The 20,091-nt window shown below is 55.1% G+C and carries 18 protein-coding genes; 11 read left to right on the top strand and 7 right to left on the bottom strand.

The window, feature by feature from the left end; genetic code table 11:
* Positions 1-31: 31 nt before the first annotated feature.
* A complete protein-coding gene (def, locus tag ACQKE4_RS09960) occupies positions 32-544 on the bottom strand; it encodes a peptide deformylase (protein ID WP_290834635.1) in 513 nt (170 codons plus the stop codon).
* A 193-nt stretch (positions 545-737) separates the two neighbouring features.
* Here def and ACQKE4_RS09955 point away from each other — a divergent pair, with 193 nt between their 5' ends.
* From ACQKE4_RS09955 to ACQKE4_RS09905, 11 genes are all read left to right on the top strand, one after another.
* Positions 738-1,787 (top strand): LysM peptidoglycan-binding domain-containing protein, encoded by a 1,050-nt coding sequence (locus ACQKE4_RS09955; RefSeq protein ID WP_427388160.1) that lies wholly within the window; start codon positions 738-740, stop codon positions 1,785-1,787.
* Between the two features lie 72 nt (positions 1,788-1,859).
* Positions 1,860-2,990 (top strand): DNA-processing protein DprA, encoded by a 1,131-nt coding sequence (dprA, locus tag ACQKE4_RS09950; RefSeq protein ID WP_427388159.1) that lies wholly within the window; start codon positions 1,860-1,862, stop codon positions 2,988-2,990.
* Positions 2,991-3,030: 40 nt separating this feature from the next.
* A complete protein-coding gene (locus ACQKE4_RS09945; protein WP_427388158.1) occupies positions 3,031-3,588 on the top strand; it encodes an L-threonylcarbamoyladenylate synthase in 558 nt (185 codons plus the stop codon).
* Between the two features lie 95 nt (positions 3,589-3,683).
* On the top strand, positions 3,684-4,694 hold the full coding sequence (gene hemF, locus ACQKE4_RS09940; protein ID WP_218313825.1) for an oxygen-dependent coproporphyrinogen oxidase: 1,011 nt from the start codon (positions 3,684-3,686) through the stop codon (positions 4,692-4,694).
* Positions 4,691-5,518 (top strand): shikimate dehydrogenase, encoded by an 828-nt coding sequence (gene aroE, locus ACQKE4_RS09935; protein ID WP_427388156.1) that lies wholly within the window; start codon positions 4,691-4,693, stop codon positions 5,516-5,518. Before hemF ends, aroE begins: the two co-directional genes overlap by 4 nt.
* A 115-nt stretch (positions 5,519-5,633) precedes the next feature.
* Entirely contained in the window at positions 5,634-7,268 is a 1,635-nt protein-coding gene (locus ACQKE4_RS09930) for an ABC transporter substrate-binding protein (protein ID WP_427388155.1), read from the top strand.
* 111 nt (positions 7,269-7,379) lie between these two features.
* Entirely contained in the window at positions 7,380-8,360 is a 981-nt protein-coding gene (locus ACQKE4_RS09925; RefSeq protein ID WP_427388154.1) for an ABC transporter permease, read from the top strand.
* Complete coding sequence (locus ACQKE4_RS09920) at positions 8,357-10,090, top strand: ABC transporter permease subunit (RefSeq protein ID WP_427388153.1); 1,734 nt, start codon at positions 8,357-8,359, stop codon at positions 10,088-10,090. Before ACQKE4_RS09925 ends, ACQKE4_RS09920 begins: the two co-directional genes overlap by 4 nt.
* Positions 10,087-12,396, top strand: coding sequence for a dipeptide ABC transporter ATP-binding protein (locus ACQKE4_RS09915; RefSeq protein ID WP_427388152.1), 2,310 nt, complete (start codon positions 10,087-10,089; stop codon positions 12,394-12,396). Before ACQKE4_RS09920 ends, ACQKE4_RS09915 begins: the two co-directional genes overlap by 4 nt.
* Before the next feature lie 200 nt (positions 12,397-12,596).
* Positions 12,597-13,385, top strand: coding sequence for a sulfite exporter TauE/SafE family protein (locus ACQKE4_RS09910; protein WP_427388151.1), 789 nt, complete (start codon positions 12,597-12,599; stop codon positions 13,383-13,385).
* 39 nt (positions 13,386-13,424) lie between these two features.
* A complete protein-coding gene (locus ACQKE4_RS09905; RefSeq protein WP_256357507.1) occupies positions 13,425-14,696 on the top strand; it encodes an amidase in 1,272 nt (423 codons plus the stop codon).
* 89 nt (positions 14,697-14,785) lie between these two features.
* Here ACQKE4_RS09905 and ACQKE4_RS09900 read toward each other — a convergent pair whose 3' ends face one another.
* From ACQKE4_RS09900 to ACQKE4_RS09875, 6 genes are all read right to left on the bottom strand, one after another.
* Complete coding sequence (locus ACQKE4_RS09900) at positions 14,786-15,043, bottom strand: hypothetical protein (protein WP_256357506.1); 258 nt, start codon at positions 15,041-15,043, stop codon at positions 14,786-14,788.
* Between the two features lie 19 nt (positions 15,044-15,062).
* Positions 15,063-15,866 (bottom strand): M48 family metallopeptidase, encoded by an 804-nt coding sequence (locus ACQKE4_RS09895; RefSeq protein WP_218313817.1) that lies wholly within the window; start codon positions 15,864-15,866, stop codon positions 15,063-15,065.
* A gap of 241 nt (positions 15,867-16,107) precedes the next feature.
* Entirely contained in the window at positions 16,108-16,722 is a 615-nt protein-coding gene (locus ACQKE4_RS09890; protein ID WP_218313816.1) for a hypothetical protein, read from the bottom strand.
* A gap of 39 nt (positions 16,723-16,761) precedes the next feature.
* Positions 16,762-18,165 (bottom strand): ribosome biogenesis GTPase Der, encoded by a 1,404-nt coding sequence (gene der / locus ACQKE4_RS09885; RefSeq protein WP_427388150.1) that lies wholly within the window; start codon positions 18,163-18,165, stop codon positions 16,762-16,764.
* The gene (gene bamB, locus ACQKE4_RS09880) at positions 18,162-19,325 is read right to left on the bottom strand and encodes an outer membrane protein assembly factor BamB (protein WP_427388148.1); all 1,164 of its coding nucleotides are present in this window, start codon (positions 19,323-19,325) and stop codon (positions 18,162-18,164) included. Before bamB ends, der begins: the two co-directional genes overlap by 4 nt.
* A complete protein-coding gene (locus ACQKE4_RS09875; protein ID WP_427388147.1) occupies positions 19,322-19,981 on the bottom strand; it encodes a YfgM family protein in 660 nt (219 codons plus the stop codon). The genes bamB and ACQKE4_RS09875 overlap by 4 nt, the downstream gene beginning before the upstream one ends.
* Positions 19,982-20,091: the final 110 nt, after the last annotated feature.

Below are 20,091 nucleotides of genomic sequence, written 5' to 3'. Positions count from 1 at the left end.
AAGTAAGTAGAAAAAGCAACTAGAAAAAGGCTTAGGCGTCCTGGATCTGCTTATGGCGCTTCTGCATCTTCTTGAGAATGCGGTTGCGCTTAAGCGGCGACAAGTAGTCCACAAACAGCACGCCTTCCAGATGGTCATACTCATGCTGAATACAGTGCGCCAGCAAACCATCCGCCTCTAGTTCGTAGGCATCGCCATTACGATCCAGTGCGTTGAGCTGCACTTTAAGATAGCGCGGCACTTCGGCGTAATACTCAGGGATCGAAAGGCAGCCTTCCGAAAGCGGCTCTTTTTCATCACCAATCGGCGTGTAGCGTGGATTGATGAGCACCAGCGGCTGGGAGTTATCGTCGCTGACATCCATGACGACAACGCGGCGATGGACATCGATCTGGGTGGCGGCTAGACCGATACCACGGGCGTCGTACATGGTCTCCAGCATATCGTCGACGAGCTTGCGTACCTCATCGTCAACGGTTTCCACCGCAGCTGCCTTGGTGCGCAGGCGCTCATCGGGGAATTCAAGAATAGGAAGTTTGGCCATGGCGTTACAATCACCGTTATGCTGATTCTGAAAATTAAGTCAAGCTAGGTAGCGTTAAGGGGCGCTGCCTAGGTACTTTATGATGGGTCACTATATCATGCTGTCAACGTTTCTGGGCATGTGCGCAGGGTAGACTAGCCACATAATCATCAGCATAAAAATGGCACTTATGCTTCATATTAGGGAGAGCAAAATGGCAGCGAAGCTACGCGCCTATCGGGGGGCTCTAAGTGGTTTGCTGCTGAGTGCAGTAATGCTGGTAAGCACTGATACAACCGCGTGGGAGCGGCTGCGTAGCGATGCACCTGAACGTTATCAGGTGGTGTCAGGAGACACTCTGTGGGGAATTGCGGGTCGCTTTTTACATGCCCCTTGGCAGTGGCCGCAGCTATGGCGGGATAACCCCCAGATTAATAATCCGCATCTGATTTACCCTGGCGATGTGCTGGTGCTAAGCGACTGCCAAGGCACGCCCTGCTTAGCGCTAGAGCGCGGTCAAAACGTAGTAAAGCTTTCGCCGCAGATGCGCACCCTGCCGCATCGTGAGGCCATCGCGCCGATCCCCATGGAGGTAGCCCAGGCGTTTCTACGCGAGCATCGCGTTGTCGATGACGCAGAGGATTTACAGGAGTTGGCCTACGTGGTGGCTGGTGATGATCGGCGCTTAATCAGCGGTGCAGGGGACCGGCTATACGTGCGGGGCGATGTGCCCGAACGTGGCCAAGTGGGGATTTATCGCCAGTCTGAGGCTTATCAAGCGATGGATGGCACGCCGCTTGGCTTAGAGTTGATTAACGTGGGAGTTGCCCGGTATGTCAGCAGTGAAGGCGATATTGCCCAGCTTGAGGTGCTGAGCTCTCATCAGGAAGTGCGTATTAACGATATTATTCTGCCGTTGGAGGAGCGTGAGCTCAACAGTGAGTTCATGCCACGTGCTCCGTTAAATGCAGTTGAGGGGCATATTATTGCTGTACCTGGCGGTGTGCGCTTTATTGGCCGTTTCCAAATTGTCACCCTGGATCTTGGTACCCTGGATGGCTTACAAGCAGGTCATGTGCTGCGGGTCAATCAACAAGGGGAGCTCATCAATGACCCACGTACTCAGGAGCTGGTGCAGCTACCCAGCACTGAAGCGGGCATTGTCATGGTATTTAAGCCTTATGATCACATCAGTTACGCATTGGTAATGCAGGCATCGCGGGTGCTGGAAATGGGTGACCAAGTACATTCGCCAGCTCACTAACGATGCTGTTATTGAAACGTCTATTAAAACGGCTATTAAAACAGATAGAAAATACGCTAAACAGGAGGCGATATGGACGCCAAGGAGTGGCTGGTGGTCAATGCGTTGCCCGGTATGGGCGCGTTGCGAATAGCGCAGTTGATTGCTCGCCAGCCTCAGTGGCCAGAAGGTTGGTTGGCCGCACTACCTAGTCGTGCGGCCAACGAATTGCGCCTATGGCTAGAACACCCTACTCGGAGTCCGTTGCAGGAGTCTGTTAATGAGACGCTGACTTGGCAGCAGCAGGCGCCAGGACGCCATGTGCTGCATCGCGATCACCCCGCTTGGCCTGCGCTGTTAAATGAGCTACCCGACCCGCCCGTGGTGCTGTGGGCACAAGGTGATCTTGAGGCGCTTGAAGGGCCTAAACTTGCCATGGTGGGAACCCGAAAACCTACCGGGGAAGGCACCCACAATGCCCAAAGCTTTGCCCGTGAAATGGTGCGCCGGGGCTGGTGTATTGTCAGTGGCATGGCCTTGGGAGTTGATGGTGTCGCACAGCGGGCCGCGTTAAGCGCTGGCGGTAGCACGATCGCCGTGCTTGGCTGCGGCGTGGATGTGATTTATCCCGCTTCGCACCGTGACCTGCACGAACAGCTCAGCCGACAGCCTGGCGGGCTGCTGTTATCGGAACATCCGCCTGGAACCGTGGCCCGACCCGCGTTTTTTCCACGCCGCAATAGAATTGTGACTGGTCTATCTCTTGGCACACTGGTGGTCGAGGCGACTGAAAAAAGCGGCTCGCTGGTTAGCGCACGGCTCACCTTAGAGCAAAATCGTGAGCTGTTTGTGCTGCCCGGTTCACTGCATAACGTGCAGGCTCGCGGCTGCCTGGCACTGCTGCGCCAGGGGGCTGCGCATCTGGTGTGTAGCGCCGACGATATCATCGCCGACCTGGGGCACTGGGCAGGTGAGTTTATTGCACCCGATAGTGGTCTTAGCAGCACTGAACGCAATGTTGTGTCTCCAACGGTTCAAACTCCACCCGAGCCACTGCCCGATACGTTACTGAACACATTGTCAGCAACACCGACGCCGATTGATCTGCTGGTGCAGACCACCGGCGTATCAGTGAGTGACTGCCAGCAGCGCTTACTGATGCTTGAATTAGATGGTTGGGTTACCCAGCAGGCGGGAGGCTGGGTACGGCTGCCGCGGCCATGATAGGATGCGGACATATTCGCCCTGCCGGTGAGGAGAGACAATGAGTTTAGCTGCCGATCTAGCCCCTGCGATTGATGCGCTGCGTGGTGGGGGGGTGATTGCTTGCCCCACTGAAGCGGTATGGGGGCTTAGCTGCGACCCTGAAAATGACCAAGCATTAGCCCACCTAATGCGTATGAAAGAGCGCGACCCTGCCAAGGGCGTGATCTTGGTCGCTGCCAGTATTCAGCAGTTTCAACCCTGGTTAAGCCAACTGCCTTTAGCGATGCACGCCCCTTTGGCAGCAAGTTGGCCGGGGCCCAATACCTGGTTAGTGCCTGATAACGGCCGTAGCCATGGGTTGGTGCGGGGCGCCCATGAGCGAGTCGCGCTGAGGGTAACCGCCCACCCTGTAATGAAAGCTCTTTGCGAGGCGTTTGGCGGGCCGTTGGTATCCACCTCGGCCAACCGTGCGGGCGAACCACCCGCCATGAGCGCCACTGAAATCATGTCAATCTTCGCTGATGAGGTCGCTTACGTGGTGAAAGGCGAGTTAGGCGGTAATGCCAAGCCCAGCACCATTAGAGATTTAGCCACTGGCAAAGTCATGCGCTCTTAACACTGGGCTTTAATTGACGACTCGCCACTCCCTATTGACCCTTTTGATTCACGATTCATCCATCACTACTCACTCATGCCCCCTCAGGAGTTACCGTGGCCCACGAGCACCTTGATGACGTTAAACACTACCTTCTCGATCTGCAGGAACGCCTCTGCGCTGGATTGGCGCAAGCTGACGGAGCAGCTCAGTTCAAAGAAGATAGCTGGGAGCGTGAAGAGGGCGGCGGCGGTCGTTCGCGAGTAATGACCAATGGCAACGTATTTGAAAAGGGGGGCGTCAACTTCTCCCACGTTTATGGCACGCAACTGCCGCCTTCCGCCACCGCTGCACGTCCTGAATTGACCGGGCGTAGCTTTCATGCGGTGGGCGTTTCTTGGGTGCTGCACCCTGAAAATCCCCATGTCCCCACCAGCCACGGCAACGTGCGCTTCTTTATTGCTGAGAAAGTCGGTGAGCCGCCGGTATGGTGGTTTGGCGGCGGCTTTGACTTAACGCCGTTTTATCCCGTCATGGAAGATGTAGTGCACTGGCATAAAGTGGCAAAAGCCGCCTGCGACCCCTTTGGAGAGGAGGTTTACGCGCGCTATAAAAGCTGGTGCGATGAGTACTTCTACCTTAAGCACCGCGATGAAACCCGCGGCGTGGGTGGGCTGTTTTTCGATGACTTAAACGAGGGCGAATTTGCCGACTGCTTTGCCGTTCAGCGGGCGGTAGGTGATAGTTTTTTAGAAGCCTACCTGCCGATTGTTGAGCGCCGTAAGCATGATGCCTGGAGCGAGCGAGAGCGTGATTTTCAGCTTTACCGCCGTGGTCGCTACGTGGAGTTTAATCTGGTATGGGACCGCGGCACCCTGTTTGGCCTGCAGAGCGGCGGACGCACCGAATCGATTTTGATGTCGATGCCGCCATTAGCACGCTGGGAATATGCCTTTGAACCAGAGCCAGGCAGCGCTGAAGCGCGCTTAAATGATTTTCTACATGCTCGCGACTGGCTGGGTGAATTTTCTGAAGCGGCTGCTAAAAAGTCTGCTGAACCGTTTTCTAAAACTTCCTCTGAACCATTTTCTAAAACGGTTTCTGAAAATAAAGGAGAGCCATCATGACCGATCGCTACTGTGTGTTTGGCAATCCAATCAAACACTCCAAGTCACCGCTCATTCAAGCGGAATTTGCCCATCAAGTGCAGCAAACCATTGAGTATACTGCCCAGGAAGCACCACTAGATGGCTTTGCTGGCGCGTGGCATGCGTTTGTAGATGCCGGTGGGCGTGGGGCGAATGTGACCGTGCCGTTCAAAGGTGAGGCTTTCGCGCTGTGCGATACATTGAGCCATCGTGCCCGTAGGGCAGGGGCAGTAAATACGCTCATTGTCGGCGGCAATGGTCGCACCTATGGCGATAATACTGATGGTGTAGGCCTGGTGCGTGACTTGGCCTATCACCGCGTTGCGTTGACTGGAAAGCGAGTTTTAGTGGTAGGGGCCGGTGGCGCCGTAAGGGGAATCCTGGAACCGCTTCTTGCCGAACAGCCCAGTGAGGTCGTCGTGGTGAACCGCACCGCCGCCAAAGCCGAGCAGTTGGCCAGCGATTTTGCTGATCTGGGAAATATCCAGGGCGGTGGTTTTGAAACCGTCAGTGGCGTGTTTGATGTGGTCATTAATGGCACCAGTGCCAGTCTTTCGGGCGACTTGCCACCTCTGCCAGATGAACTCTTTGCCGCCAATGCTTGGGCTTACGACATGATGTATGGGTCAGAGCCAACGGTGTTTTTACAGTGGGCAGGCCCGCGCGGTGCGAAGCTTCTCGATGGCTTAGGCATGTTGGTAGAACAAGCGGCTGAGTCGTTTTTTCTATGGCGTAATGTGCGACCAGAGACGGCACCGGTACGTGAAATGCTGCGCCATTCGCTGGAATTTGATGGCATTTAGCGTTGAAGTAAGCGTTTGACAGCGTTGAAACGCTCCCTCTAAGTTGTCTGAGTTAAGTAGGTAAGTACTCATCCTGCGCTTATATAAAACTCAATACAGCAGAGAGGGAATGGCCATGATCTACCGAAGAAAAAACCGTACTGCTAAAGGTCTTGTTGCAAAGAAACTGTGGTTAGCGATGGCAAGCGTGGGGCTTGCCTCCATTCCCCTCTCTGCTGCGGCCCAAGAGCCGCTTCCCTCAATCACCTTAACCACCACTACTGAATCCTACGACCCAATCCGCTATGAAGCAGCCTTTATTGTGGCGGAACGTTGGCGGGAGCTTGGCTTTGATGTGAACGTCGCACCCACTGAATTCAGTACGGCACTAGAGCGCTTTTACGACCAGCAGGATTTTGACGTCACCATTCTTGGTTGGAGTGGGCGCACAGACCGGTTAGATCCCCAGTTCTTTTTAAGTACGCTCGATTCTCGAGAAGCCTACCTGGGGGGGAATAACCCTGGCGGTTATGCAAATAGCGATTTCGATGAACTGTTTGATGCGCAATCCCAGGAGTTTGATTTAGACGAGCGCCAGCAGATCGTGATGCAAATGCAGGAACTATATAAATCTGATATCCCGGTTGTTGTGCTCTTTCATCGTGACGAAGTCGTGGCCTTTAATCATGAGGCGTTTGGCGGTTTCAATCCCATGGCCGGTGAAGGGCTCTATAGTGAGTGGGGCCCCATGGAAGCCGTCGCCGAGGGTGAACGTAAAACACTGCGAATTGGTGGCCCTCAAGAACCGGATAACCTGAACCCACTCTCTTCAACCTCGGTGTGGGGTTGGAAGTGGATGCGTCTCTACTATGACAGGTTAGTGCGTCTTTCCGCGGATGTTGAGCCACTGCCCTGGGCCGCTGAGTCGGTTGATCAAGTCGACGATACCACCATTGCCATAACGCTCCGTGATGGCATGACCTTCCATGATGGCGAAGCCGTCACCGCTGAAGATGTCGCCTTTACCTATAATTACTATTTGGATCAGCAGTACGGTTATTTCAGTAGCTACCTGTCGGTGCTGGATAACGCTGAGCAGATCGATGAGCTTACCGTTCATTTTCACCTGAAAGAGCCTTCCGCTTCGTTTGCCAGTATTTCGCTGTCACAAATTCCCATTCTGCCCGAACACATTTGGTCTGAAATCGAAGATGCCTCGTCGCTATCGCCTTCGGATACTCCCACCATTGGTTCCGGACCATTTAAGTATGAGCGTTTTGATCGCGGTGAATTTATGGCGATCAGTAAGTTTGAAGATCACTTCCATGCAGATGAAATCGATATAGATGGCGTTGAGTTTATTATTTATGCCGATATGGAAGGGGTCTATACCGGTTTGCAAACAGGCCAAATTGATGTAACAGCTTGGCGTATGGAGCCGGGTCAGATCAGCTTAGCAGAGGGCGAAGAGCACTTAACCGTCGTCAACGTGCCTGACTTTGGTTACTTCCACATGACCTATAACACCCTGCGAGAGCCGTTTGATGACCGAGCTGTACGCCGGGCGCTCACCATGGCAACGGATCGCGAGCGCATGGTGAATGTACTACTTGATGGCCGTGGTGAAGTGGGTTCTAGCATTATTGCCCCCGTGAATACCTTCTGGCATGAGTCTTTTGTCGAGCGCTTTGATTTTGACATGGAGGCTGCACGCGCTGAACTTGAAGAAGCCGGCTACTCCTGGGATAGCGACGGCCGCATTGTGCGCTAAACACGTTCAATAACAGCAGTCGTTACTAGCTTAGCAACAGGCCGTCCGCCTACTTGTTCTGTACTTTTACTTGTTTTGGCGACGGCCTGATACCTTTCAAGAGAAGCTCTCATGTCATCACGCAGAAGCTACCTGATTCGCCGTGTGATCCACGGCGTCATGGCGCTGTTTATTATCGCCACCTTGCTGTTTTTTCTGTTTCGTTTAGGTCTTCCCGACCCCACAGCAGCGCTGATCACCGAAGGCTTAAACCCCGAGGAGCGTGAGCGTATTCGTGCCAGTTTTGGCCTGGATCGGCCCATCTGGATGCAATACTTTATTTATCTGGGCAATGTGCTGCAGGGCGATTTTGGCTATTCGTTCCACTACCGTGCGCCGGTGGCGGATATCATCTGGGAACGCCTTGGCAACACGATGATTTTAATGCTGCCTGCCATTGTGCTGGCCTATGCCGTTGGCGCCCCACTGGGAGCCTGGCTCTCTTGGCGGCGCGGTAGTCGTGCGGACACTAGCGGTATTTTTGTCGGTTTAATGTTTCGTTCAGCGCCGATGTTCTGGACCGGCATGATCGCCATATTGGTATTTAGCATTGGGCTGGGTTGGCTACCTACCAGTGGTATGCGCACGCTGCCTTATGATGCGAGTGGTTTCTTCGACAAGATATTTACCCTCGATTTTCTCCATCATTTAATCCTTCCTGCCCTTATTGTGGCCCTCTATTACCTTGGCTCGCCGCTGCTTATCATGCGTAACACCATGCTGGAAGTGTATGGTGAAGACTTCATCGAAATGGCCCGCGCCAAGGGCTTACCTGAACGACGGATTCTTTACGCCCACGCGGCGCGTAACGCCTTGCTGCCGGTGGTCACACAGCTTGCAGTCACTATTGGCTTGGCCGCAGGTGGGCAAGTCGTTGTGGAAGTTGTGTTTTCCTGGCCAGGGCTTGGGCGCGAGATTCTCAACTCGGTACGGACTTCTGATTTCCCCCTTGCTCAGGCCAGTTTTCTGGTGATGGCGGCGTTCGTGATTACGCTCAACCTGCTGGTTGACGTTCTTTACACCTTGTTAGATCCGCGGGTGAGCTTCAAATGATCATGTCAAAAATATTCAAAGGGCTACAGGAGCCCTTGCGCGCTATTCGGGGTGACCGTTTAGCCTTAATCGGCCTGGTGGTGCTGCTCTCGATCATTGCCATGGCGCTGTTTGCGCCTTTTCTCTCAACCCATGTGCCGCTGGCGGTCAATGAGCGCGAAGAGGGCTCATTGATGGTGCGCCATGTGGATGGCGGACAAGTGCGCTGGGAACTGGCACCCGCCTTAGGCGAGCTCACGCTAAATGACGCCCACTACTTTAACGGCGTGGGTATGGCGGTCGGTAACCAAGGGGTGGTCTGGCGGTTTGAACAGGGCGAATGGACACCCCAGGAAAATACCCTTACAGAAACACTTAATGCAGTGGCGATTAATGCTCAAGGCGATGCCCTGGCCGTTGGAGCAAATGGGGCAATAGCGCTTTGGCGCGACCAGCAGTGGAATACCATCGAGACACCAACAGCGGTTAACTTACTGGGCGTTGCCTGGAGCAATCCTGATGTGGCGATGGTCGTCGGCGAGTCAGAAACGCTCTGGCAACTCACTTGGCAGGACGATGTTCTCGATATTGAGGTGCTGGAAAGTCCGGTGGATCGAGGAGTAACGCTCAATGCTGCCGCCGTTGATGCGGATGAAAGTGTTTGGGTGGTAGGTGAACGTGGGCTCGTTTTGCGTCTCACTCCAGAGGGCGATGTACTACGTGAGCGTTTACCGACCAACCGCGGCCTTAACCACATTCATTTAGCCACTAATGGCGCGGGCTTAATCGTCGGTGAACGGGGTACCTTGCTCACCCGTGAAGCCATCGACAGTGACTGGGTCGCCGCCACTTCGCCAGACTCCCGCGCCATGCGCGCGGGCTGGATAACCGAAGAGGGCGAGGCCTTTGCGGTAGGGCGTAGCGGGATCATTTTAGAGCGCCAGGGCGATGATTGGGCGTTAGCTGCTACTGACGAAGAGCGCCATCTGCGTGCCATGATGGTGACCGATGATAGCTACTACGCCATCGGCTCTGACCGTTTTGTGAACCGCCTGGCACCGCCCTCACGGGAGCACTGGTTTGGCACCGACCACTTAGGTCGTGATCTATTTAGCCAGAATGTGCATGGTTCGCGCATAGCGCTGTTAGTGGGCTTTTTAGGCGCGGTGCTGGTGGTGCTGATTGGTGCCAATGTAGGGCTGATTGCCGGTTACTTCCGTGGTCGCACCGAGACGGTGTTGATGCGCACGGTGGATGTGATGTACGGCATCCCGTTTGAGCCGTTTGCCCTTATTCTGGTACTGCTCTTCGAGCCGAGCCTGTTTATCGTGATACTGGCCGTTTCCCTGCTCACATGGCGAACGGTGGCGCGATTGATTCGCTCCCAGGTGCTGAGTTTGCGCGAACGACCATTTGTAAAAGCCGCCCGCGTCGCAGGTGCTTCGGATCTGCGCATTATGTATCTGCACATCTTTCCCAATGTGATGCCACTGGTGTTTCTGGAGCTGGCCATCATTGTCGGCGTTTCTATTATCGCCGAAGCCACCTTGTCGTTTTTGGGCTTGGGGCCACCGCAGTCAATCTCCTGGGGCGGCATTCTGCACAATGCTCGCTTGTCAGGCGCATGGCGTGATGCCTGGTGGTGGAACCTGCCGCCAGGGCTGTTCATCATGATTACCGTGCTGTCGGTGTTCTTTATTTCGCGCTCACTTGAGCTAGTTGCCAATCCACGCTTGAGGGCCCGCCGATGAGTCATGAACATTTGTTAACCGTCGATGATTTAGCCATTCATTACCGGACAGGAGCCGGGCCGGTCAAAGCGGTGGATGGCATTAGCTTCAACCTTCGACCTGGTGAAGCGTTGGGGCTGGTGGGTGAGTCGGGCTGTGGCAAGACCACTGCGGCAAAAGCCATGCTGCGTTTACTGCCACCCAATGGCGAAGTGCCCCGAGGTCGTATTCAGTTTGATGGTCGCAATCTTATTGAGCTTGACGCGGAGTCGATGCGTAAAGTGCGCTGGAAAGAGATTGCCTGGATATCCCAAGCCGCCATGAATGCGTTAGACCCGGTCTATACCGTGGGCGACCAGATCCTGGAGGCGATGAATGCTCATATTAGTATCGATAAGAAAGCGGCGTGGGCTCATGCCGAAGAGCTGTTTCGCTCGGTGGGCATTGACCCTGGTCGGTTAACGGCTTACCCGCATGAGATGAGCGGCGGCATGAAACAGCGTGCGGTGATTGCCATGGCGCTGGCGTTAGACCCCAAGCTGATCGTTGCCGATGAGCCCACCACCGCACTGGATGTGGTCACCCAGGCGCAAATCTTGGCACGGCTTTCCAAGCTGCGCCGTGAGCGGGGCATGGGGTTGCTATTTATTACCCACGATATTTCCGTAGTGGTGCAAACCTGTGACCGGGTAGCGGTGATGTATGGCGGCCACATCATGGAAACGGGCCCGGTACGCGAGGTGTTTGGTACGCCGTTCCACCCTTACACCATGGGCTTAACCAATGCCTTTCCTACCTTGGAAGGCGCCCAGCGTGAGCTGATTTCGATTCCCGGTAGTCCGCCTGACCTGCTGAATCCTCCCCCGGGCTGCCGTTTCGCCGAGCGCTGTCCATTTGCCACCTCTCGCTGCCAACAAGAAGTCCCTACGCTGCAAGACGTAGGTGATGATCGCCAGGCGGCCTGCCACTATCCCGAGAAAGCCGACACCTTCCGCGTTCAGGCGGCGCTTAATGATACCTGGGCAGTGGTTGGGGAGCGTTTGAACGAGCCGGTGCAAGGGGCGGGTAATCTTCATCCGGTCGCCATTGACGCTGCCACGTTGTTGGAAGTCGCCGGGTTGAAAAAGCACTTCCCGGTTGAACAAGGTTTTATGGATGGGCTGCGAGGGCGCCATCAAGACCGTAAGGTACACGCCGTCGACGGCATCAATTTTGATCTTCGTGAAGGTGAGATCCTGGGCTTAGCGGGCGAGTCGGGGTCGGGTAAAACCACCACGGGCGAGATGTTGGTGCGCCTGCAAGATGTCACTGAAGGGGAAATACGCTTTGAAGGGAACAATATCGCGCAACTGAAAGGCGCTGAGCTAAAGGCCTTTCGACGCAGCGCGCAGATGATCTTTCAAGACCCTTACCAAACGCTAAACCCACGCTTTACCATCTTCGATATTGTCGGTGAGCCGCTGATTATTCATCGCCTGGCAGAGGGCGAGGCGCTGGAGCAGCAAGTAGTGCAAGCGCTCGAACGGGCGGGATTAAAACCCGCCGAGCTCTATCGTGATCGTTTTCCCCATGAGCTGTCGGGCGGGCAGCGTCAGCGTGTCGCGATTGCCCGGGCGATTGTGCTGGAACCGCGCATCATTATTGCCGATGAGCCGGTCTCCATGCTTGATGTGTCGATTCGTGCGGGGGTGCTAAATCTAATGCATCGATTCCGCAATGAGCTTGGCATTTCGTTTGTCTACGTGAGTCACGACTTGCCTACGATCCGCTACGTGGCTGACCGTACAGCGATTATGTACTTGGGCGAAATCGTTGAGGTAGGGCCCACGGAACAGGTGATACGCGAGCGTAAGCACCCTTATACCCAGTTGCTGCTGGACGCGAGCCCTGAACCCAACCCCACGGTGATTAAGCCACCGCTGGAAAGTGCCGGGGAAATCCCCAGCGCCGTTGAGCCGCCTAATGGCTGCCACTTTCACACCCGATGCCCCAAGGCGATGCCACACTGTGGCTGGGAAGGGCGTGATGTTGCCACGGCGATGAGTGAGTGGCGTATTGCTGGAAAAACTATTCAATGGCTGGGTGATCCGAAGGTGCAGGAGACCAACGTACAATTGTCTGTGGAAGGACGGGATGTAGACCAAGCGGAGCGTGAATTACTAGCGATATTAACTGCCAAACACCCTGCCTTTGCACAAGCGGCAAATGTAAGGCATGAGGATACTCAGCTCACGGTGAGTTTTCCTCAACAGCCCTCTCCTCAGCGGCGGCTGATTGCCAAGGAGCATACGGTTGCTTGTTATCTTTATGATGAGGCCATTACTTAGCTACTCATCCCTTTAATTTAAACGTCAGCCTTCATACTGCTTGCCTGTAAGTCAGGAGGCAGTGTGTATGGGCGAGATGTACTATGACGATATTGTAGACACCTCTTTTGCTAGCGAGGTTGTTGAATAAATTTATCAGCAGCTTAATGCTCGGGTGGGGTAGCAACCCTACCCGGCACTGTTATTGGAGCAAGTCCTGCATGCTGTCAGCGCTACTTTTTTTCTGCTTGGTGGGCAGCGTGGCTGGCGTCATCGCCGGTTTGTTTGGGATTGGTGGAGGAGTGGTCATCGTGCCCGCGCTGATGGTGGCTTTCAATCAGCAGGGCATCGATTCTGCGGTAGTCATTCATTTGGCCATTGGCACGTCGCTGGCGATTATTACGGTAACGGGTGCCTCCTCAGCGCTTGGGCACTGGAAGCAAGGGGCCGTGGTGGTTGAGCTATTAAAACGCATGTTGCCAGGGCTGATGCTCGGTGCGGTGCTCGGCGGGGTTATTGCAGGCCAGCTACGTGCCGATCTGCTGGAGCGCTACTTTGGCGTGTTTATGCTGTTGTTGGCGCTACGCATGTTGCTCGCTAAACCGCCTACCCCAGGCCAGAGCCCCGCTGGCCACCCAGCGATGTTCGCGGCAGGAACGTTTATCGGTACCTTTTCGGCGCTGTTTGGCGTTGGTGGTGGGGTGCTTAGTGTGCCCTGGCTAGCGCGCAGCGGAGCCCATTTGGCTCAGGCCATTGGCACGTCAGCGGCCTGTGGACTGCCGATTGCCCTAGTGGGTGCCGTTACTTTTATGATGACCGGTTACGGTCAGGCGGCTCTGCCTTCCTACAGTACGGGGTATCTTTATTGGCCCGCCTTTGCAGGTATCGCACTATTCAGCGTGCCATGCGCTAGATACGGCGTCAGGCTCGCTCATCACTTGTCACCGCGGCTGCTCAGACGTCTGTTTGCGCTATTGATGCTGCTGGTTGGCCTGAAATTGATTGTCTGAGCGGTTCATTTGGCCGCTGCGCTTAAGTGGAGACGTAATGTGAACCATGATTCAACGATGACCATTGATGCCTATCAAATCGCCCTAGCGGATGGGCAGGCCGAGCCTCTTGACTGGTGGCACGCCTGCGCGGCGCGTATCGATCAGCGTGAGCCTGAAGTACAGGCCTGGGAAGCTCTGGCGTCAGAGCCTGCCATACCGGATGCTCGCCTTGCCAAACGTCCTCTCTACGGAGTGCCGGTCGGCATTAAAGACATTATCGATACCGTTGACCTGCCAACCCGCTGGGGTACCCGTGGTTACCTTCACTCCGCAGGGTCGGTGGTCGATGCTGCCCTAGTGACACTGCTAAAAGAGCAGGGCGCATTGATTATGGGGAAGACGGTTTCTACCGAGTTTGCCTACTTCACGCCCGGTAAAACCCGTAACCCTCATGACACATCACGTACACCTGGCGGCTCTTCCAGCGGTTCCGCAGCGGCGGTGGCGGCTGGCATGGTGCCGCTTGCCTTCGGAACACAAACGGCGGGTAGCATAATACGCCCGGCGAGTTATTGCGGGGTTTTTGGCTTTAAGCCGACCTTTAATACAGTGAGTGCTGATGGCGTGAAGTCTTTCGCGTCTTCATTGGATACCCTGGGCTGGTTCGCGCGGCATATTGAGGATATTTGCACCACCTTCTCTGCGCTGACGCGGGCGCCGATTATCACACCTCTGGAGAGCCTTGCTGGCGTGCGGGTGGGGGTTCACAGCCTACCCGGAAATATACCACTTGATGCCGATGTTGAGCAGGCCCTTGCCCATGCTCAAGCGCGCTTTGAACAGGCTGGCGCCAAGCTGGTACCGCTGGCCCTGGATGAGCAATATGAGGCGCTGGTTGAGCATCAGAAAGTGATATTGGCCTATGAGGCTGCTCAGAGTCTGGCCAGCGAGTACGCACGCTTCGCCGATAAGATGGGCCCCAAACTGGTCGAGCTTATCGAAGAGGGTAAAGCGATCAGCTACATGGGTTATCTACAGTCAAAACGTGCTGCTGATACTCAGCAGCAGGCATTGAGTCGAGTGTTTGAGAGTGAGGTTGATGTGATTCTTGCAGCCAGTGCCCCCGGTGTGGCCCCTGTGGGCGAGCCCACCGGCGACCCGCTTTATAATCGTGCCTGGACCCTGCTCGGCGTACCGTGTCTCAATCTTCCGCTCAGCGACGGTACCGCAGGTATGCCCGTGGGCGTGCAGCTAGTAGCAAACCGTTGGCAGGACCAGCAGTTGCTTCAGGTAGCACGTACTCTGATGATGCAGGAAGTGACCGCATAAGGCTGGCTACCAGACCATTTTATGGCTTAACACACCGCCTGTTTGCGCCTAAGCCCGCAGGCGGTGTTGTTGAAAGGCTGCCGTAATGCTTACCTACGTTTTACGTACAGCCCCACCATGCACATCACCATTCCCACTACCGAGAGCAGCATCCCACCATTCACCAGTAAGGGGTAGCGCTCCAGCCAGGAGACAAATGGCTGGGGGGTATCCGAGCAGGTACTCTCAATATAGTCCCAATGCCCGCCGTCTAGCTGGCATTCACGTATGTCGCTTAGCTCCCAGAAATAGATGCCCATTAATATGCATACGGGAAGTACCAACATCAGTAAGCCTAGCTTAATCATTTAAACCTCAAAAGAGCCATTAAGGGCGTGGGCAGTTAGGTGTACGACCACCGCTTCGGGCTTGCTCATAACGAGCGAGGGCTTGATCCATATTGGCTTGCAAACCTTGGATACGCTGCCCTTGGCCTGGGTGAGTCGACATCCACTCTGGGGGGGCGCCGCCGCCGGATACCGCCTGCATATTTTCCCAAAGCGTGACGCTCTCACGTGGATCAAAACCCGCTTGTGCCATTAGATCCAGACCAATGACGTCGGCTTCGCTTTCATGCGCACGAGAGAAAGGCAACACAATACCGTATTGAGCCCCCATACCCAGTACGCCCATCAGTTGCTGACCACCCGCACCCTGCATGCCGGAGGCGCTGGAAACAACCGATAAGCCGAGCGATGTAGCGCTTTGGGTAGAGGCGCGTTCATTGGCGTGGTTGGCCAATACGTGACCAATTTCGTGACCAATAACGGAAGCTAGTTGGTCTTGGCTGGTAGCAATATCAAGCATGCCGGTATTTACGCCCATGTAGCCGCCGGGTAGCGCAAAGGCGTTGGGCTGTTCCGATTGAAATACGCGGATTTGCCAGTCTAGCTGTTGCTGCTGTGCAGGAAGCTCCGCAACGATAGCGTCAGCAATACACTGTACATAGCGTTGGCTGGCTTGCCCGGCAGAAGGCAGGTCTTGCTGGTATTGAGAAAATGCTTGCCGCCCCATCTCGTTGAGTTCGCCATCCGAGAGTAGCAATAGCTGCGAACGTCCTGTGGGAGAGGTGGTACAAGCGGCGATAGACGCACACAAAGCGGTAATAGCAAAAGGGCGAAGCCAGCGCATGGGACGGTTTCCTTATCGACGAATGGGTTACTTGCTTACAAGATAACCACTGATAACAGTAATTCAATCCTTTCTATCATAACCCACCTAGAGGATGAGTATGGATGCTGAACTGAGCAACCGTTTAATGCACTTATTAGACGAGTGGTTTATTAAATCATGTAGTTTATTTGTTTAAGCGTTTGCGGCCCAATGGTTAGGCCGCAAACGCTTGGGGAAAAACGCTTAGGAAGAGGGGTAATTAACCCTGTGGTACTAACTGTCCGTCGGCACCCACGTTTAGACGGATAGTCGGTGTCAACAGCCCAGCAGGAAGGCGCATACCCAAGCCACGTAGGTCGCCTGGGGTGATCGCCAACTGGCTACCGGCAGGTAGCTCGCCCTGAGAGGCTAGCTGACGGGCAAGCTCTACCATAGGCGCCATACGTTGAGAGTCGGTCGCCATGACATCAAAGGCGACCGGTAGGCGTAAATTAGCATCGTCGCCAGAGGTCAGCGTGACGTCCTGCTCATACTCGCCCTGAACAGGGTCAACGCCCGGCATGTCGAGCATCCAGCGAAAGCCTGACATTTCCACTGGGGGCATACCAGCAGGCAGGCCAAGCCCCATCGCAATGGTAGCCTGCACTGGCAAACTGCCCGCGCCCAGGCTGGAGGCAATCAGGCTGGTTAAGTCACTGGTGTCCAGCCCGGCATTAATGCTGTAAGGGCCAATGCGGACATCCTCAACGCCCAGTGAAGTAACTGCTAAGCGAAACGCAAACAGACCAGTTTGTGGCAGGGCGAGACAGCCGGTAAGCAAGCTAGCAAAGCCAAATAGGGTGAGCCACCGCCAACGACGAGCAATTAAACGCATACAATCCCCCTAAGAAGGGCAAAAGGAGCAAGACAACAATTAACGACGGCTTTTACGCGCTTCTTTGGTACGGTTAAGCTCGCGTTTTTTAGCCTTCTCTTTATCACTGGCCCCGGCCATGGTATCGAACGGATTGCTACCTGATCGGAACTCAAAGCGAATCGGCGTGCCACGGACCTTTAATACCTTGCGGAAGGTATTGGTCAAATAACGACGGTACGCTTCTGGCAGTGACTCGGTTTGGTTTCCGTGAACAACAATAATTGGCGGGTTACTGCCGCCCTGGTGAGCCATGCGCAGCTTAATCCGACGACCATGTACCATCGGCGGCGGGTTTTGGCTGACCGCATCCTGAAGTAGGGTAGTTAGACGGTTAGTCGACCAGTGAGCGTTGGCGGCGTCAAAGGCACGGTCAATAGAGGGGTAAAGGTCACCCACCGCCGTACCATGTAGTGCGGAGATAAAATGCAGCTCGGCGTAATCAGCAAAGCCCAGGCGGCGCTTGATCTCGGTGCGCATTTTGTCCTTAGCTTCACTCTCCAGGCCGTCCCATTTATTCACCGCCAGTACCAGGGCGCGGCCTGAGGTTAATATATAATCAAGAAGGTGCATATCCTGCTCGACCAAACCGCTGGAACCATCAAGGACCATGATCACCACATGGGACTCTTTGATCGCATCAAGGGTCTTGATAATAGAGAATTTTTCGGTAATTTCGCGGACATTTTTGCGCCGCCGAATACCGGCGGTGTCAATCAGTACGTAGGGCTTGCCGCGGCGCTCAAAGGGGATCTCAATGGAGTCACGGGTAGTGCCCGCTTCATCAAATACCACCACACGCTCTTCACCCAGCAGGCGATTGACCAGCGTTGATTTGCCCACGTTAGGACGCCCAACCACACCAATACGAACGCCTTTGCTGCCGGTGTCCGCAGGAATGCTGGCATCGCGCTCGGGAAAGGGAGCTAGCACGACGTCCATTAGGGTCGAAACATTGCGCCCGTGAGCGGCTGCGATGGGCCAAGGATCACCTAGGCCCAGCGACCAGAAGTCGCCCATCGCTGAGTGTTCTTCCAGCCCGTCGGTTTTATTCACCACCAGCCAGGTTTTTTTCTGATTCACCCGCAGGTGGTTGGCAATCGCCTGATCTGCGGCGATAAGGCCGGCGCGAGCGTCGACCATAAACAGCACAATATCGGCTTCATCAATGGCAGCGAGGGATTGCTCCGCCATAGCGGCGTCAATACCCTCTTCGTCACCGCTGATGCCGCCGGTGTCGATCACCGTATACACCTTGTCGCCCAGCATGCCATTGCCGTACTTGCGGTCGCGGGTGAGGCCAGGGAAATCGGCCACTAGTGCATCACGCGAGCGCGTTAGGCGGTTAAACAGCGTCGATTTACCCACATTAGGGCGACCGACTAAAGCAATGACGGGTGTCATGGAGTTACTTCCAGGGTTTCCAGGCGACCATTGTTGGCCTGAACATGAATGGTGCCGCCTTCAGTGACCGGGCGTACGCTGATGCCCGAACCGTGCACGCGTGTGCGTCCGACAATATCGCCTTCGCGAGCGTCAATCAGGTGAAGATAGCCTTCAAAGTCACCGAATACTAAGCGACCATCGGCAAAGGCAGGTGACGTTAACCAGCGATCTTCAAGATCATTATTACGCCAAATCTCACGGCCACTGTCAGCGTCTAATGCAACTATGTGGCTGTTGTCGGTGACCACAAACAGTAAATTACCGACCAGAATAGGCGTATGGCGGCTAGAGATGTTCGCTTCCCAAAGGAGATCACCTTGGGTGGCTTCCAGCGCGACAACACGGCCGTTATAACTGGTCACAAACAGGCGGCCATCGGGACTGATGATTGGCTGGCCAGAAAGATCAACCAAGCGGGCAACTTCGCTACGCCCGCGTGGCGTGGCAACTTGCATATCCCATAGCGGTTGCCCGCTGCGGTTATCCAGCGTCGCTAACCGACCATTGGCCAGTCCAACAAAGCTAACCTGATCAATGACCATGGGGGTGCCCGTGCCGCGTAGTGTCAGCGCCGGTTGCGAGCTGGTATACACCCAGCGCTCGGCACCGCTAGCACGATCCAGGGCGGTGATTTGACCATCAATACTCTGTACCACTAACAGTTGCTGATTCGCCTGTGGGGCGGCCAGCACTTCACTGGATACCCGCGCGCGCCAGCTTTCGCTGCCATCACGCTGATCAAGTGCAATCACTTCGCCGTTACGGGTGCCCAGGTAGACCTGGCCAGCGATGGCATTCAATGCGCTGGAAATGGGGGTGTCGAGATTGATTTGCCACTCAACCGCGCCACTATCAGCATTCATTGCCATCACCACGCCTTCAGCGTCGGCAGCAAATACGCTATCACCTTCGCGAGCGGGAGCAATAGGGTAGCGGGCGCGGCCTAAGCCAGCGCCGACATTGCGCCGCCACTGTGTGTCCAACGAGGAGGTCTCGCTGAAGCTGCGCAACTCTTTAGGGGTAAAAGCCGGCTCGCCTTTACTGGCACAACCGACCAGCAGCGCAAGGGTCAGCGCGCCTAAGCTTGCCCGCATTAGCTGTTTTGAAATACCCGTCATTGTGTCGCCTCCTCAGCGCCGAGATCGTCAAGCTTGAACTGCACGCCGTAAAGCGGCTGATTATGGGTTTGTGCCAGTTGCAGGGCATTTTGCCATGCATCGCGGGCCGCCTCGGTGTCGCCTTGGGCGGCGAAAGCATCGCCACGCACATCTTCACGCTGGGCGGCTAGTGCATCTGTAATCGGTTCATCTAACAGCGCGAGTGCTTGGTCGGCATTGCCTTCAGCAAGCTCAATTCGCGCTAACCTGAGCCAGGCAAGGCTCTGTACGTAACGACGTGAAGAGTTGTCAGCAGCACTTTCAAGCGATGCTTTTGCACCCTCTAAATCACCTTGCTGAACGGCGAGACGCGCATCAAGCAGCAGGGCGAGCTCGGCATACAGCGTATTACCATGTTCATCGTTAAGTTCGCTGACCATGTTGCGTGCGCTGACTAGCTCATCCTCGGCAAGGTCGCTGCCCGTGGTCATATTGACCAGCTGTTGGTAGCGCATAGACGCGGCTTCTGATTGGCCTTGCTGGTAGTTCTGCCAGGCATGCCAGCCGAACACACCCGCAGCAGCAATGACTGCGCCTGCCACCAATGAAATTCCATTTTCTTTCCACCAGCGCTTGACTGCGTCTAGCTGCTCTTCGTCGCTTCTCAGCTCCGCCACGGGCGGTCTCCTATTCAAATGGGTCTATGTTTCAAATGGGTCTATGTTTCAAATGGATCTATGTTTCAAATGGATCTATGTCGAGTCGGTATACACCAGCAGGCCTGTTG

It is taken from the genome of Halomonas sp. NPDC076908, assembly GCF_050269715.1.
GTDB lineage: Bacteria > Pseudomonadota > Gammaproteobacteria > Pseudomonadales > Halomonadaceae > Vreelandella.
This window is presented reverse-complemented; position numbering and strand designations above follow the sequence as displayed.

Excerpts from the sequence above, each read along its gene's own strand:
- aroE (WP_427388156.1), top strand. The coding sequence starts at position 4,691 with ATGACCGATCGCTACTGTGTGTTTGGCAATCCAATCAAACACTCCAAG.
- ACQKE4_RS09895 (WP_218313817.1), bottom strand. The coding sequence starts at position 15,866 with ATGCGCTGGCTTCGCCCTTTTGCTATTACCGCTTTGTGTGCGTCTATC.
- ACQKE4_RS09955 (WP_427388160.1), top strand. The coding sequence starts at position 738 with ATGGCAGCGAAGCTACGCGCCTATCGGGGGGCTCTAAGTGGTTTGCTG.
- ACQKE4_RS09890 (WP_218313816.1), bottom strand. The coding sequence starts at position 16,722 with ATGCGTTTAATTGCTCGTCGTTGGCGGTGGCTCACCCTATTTGGCTTT.
- ACQKE4_RS09920 (WP_427388153.1), top strand. The coding sequence starts at position 8,357 with ATGATCATGTCAAAAATATTCAAAGGGCTACAGGAGCCCTTGCGCGCT.
- ACQKE4_RS09900 (WP_256357506.1), bottom strand. The coding sequence starts at position 15,043 with ATGATTAAGCTAGGCTTACTGATGTTGGTACTTCCCGTATGCATATTA.
- ACQKE4_RS09910 (WP_427388151.1), top strand. The coding sequence starts at position 12,597 with ATGCTGTCAGCGCTACTTTTTTTCTGCTTGGTGGGCAGCGTGGCTGGC.
- der (WP_427388150.1), bottom strand. The coding sequence starts at position 18,165 with ATGACACCCGTCATTGCTTTAGTCGGTCGCCCTAATGTGGGTAAATCG.
- ACQKE4_RS09930 (WP_427388155.1), top strand. The coding sequence starts at position 5,634 with ATGATCTACCGAAGAAAAAACCGTACTGCTAAAGGTCTTGTTGCAAAG.
- ACQKE4_RS09915 (WP_427388152.1), top strand. The coding sequence starts at position 10,087 with ATGAGTCATGAACATTTGTTAACCGTCGATGATTTAGCCATTCATTAC.
- ACQKE4_RS09945 (WP_427388158.1), top strand. The coding sequence starts at position 3,031 with ATGAGTTTAGCTGCCGATCTAGCCCCTGCGATTGATGCGCTGCGTGGT.
- bamB (WP_427388148.1), bottom strand. The coding sequence starts at position 19,325 with ATGACGGGTATTTCAAAACAGCTAATGCGGGCAAGCTTAGGCGCGCTG.
- def (WP_290834635.1), bottom strand. The coding sequence starts at position 544 with ATGGCCAAACTTCCTATTCTTGAATTCCCCGATGAGCGCCTGCGCACC.
- ACQKE4_RS09925 (WP_427388154.1), top strand. The coding sequence starts at position 7,380 with ATGTCATCACGCAGAAGCTACCTGATTCGCCGTGTGATCCACGGCGTC.
- dprA (WP_427388159.1), top strand. The coding sequence starts at position 1,860 with ATGGACGCCAAGGAGTGGCTGGTGGTCAATGCGTTGCCCGGTATGGGC.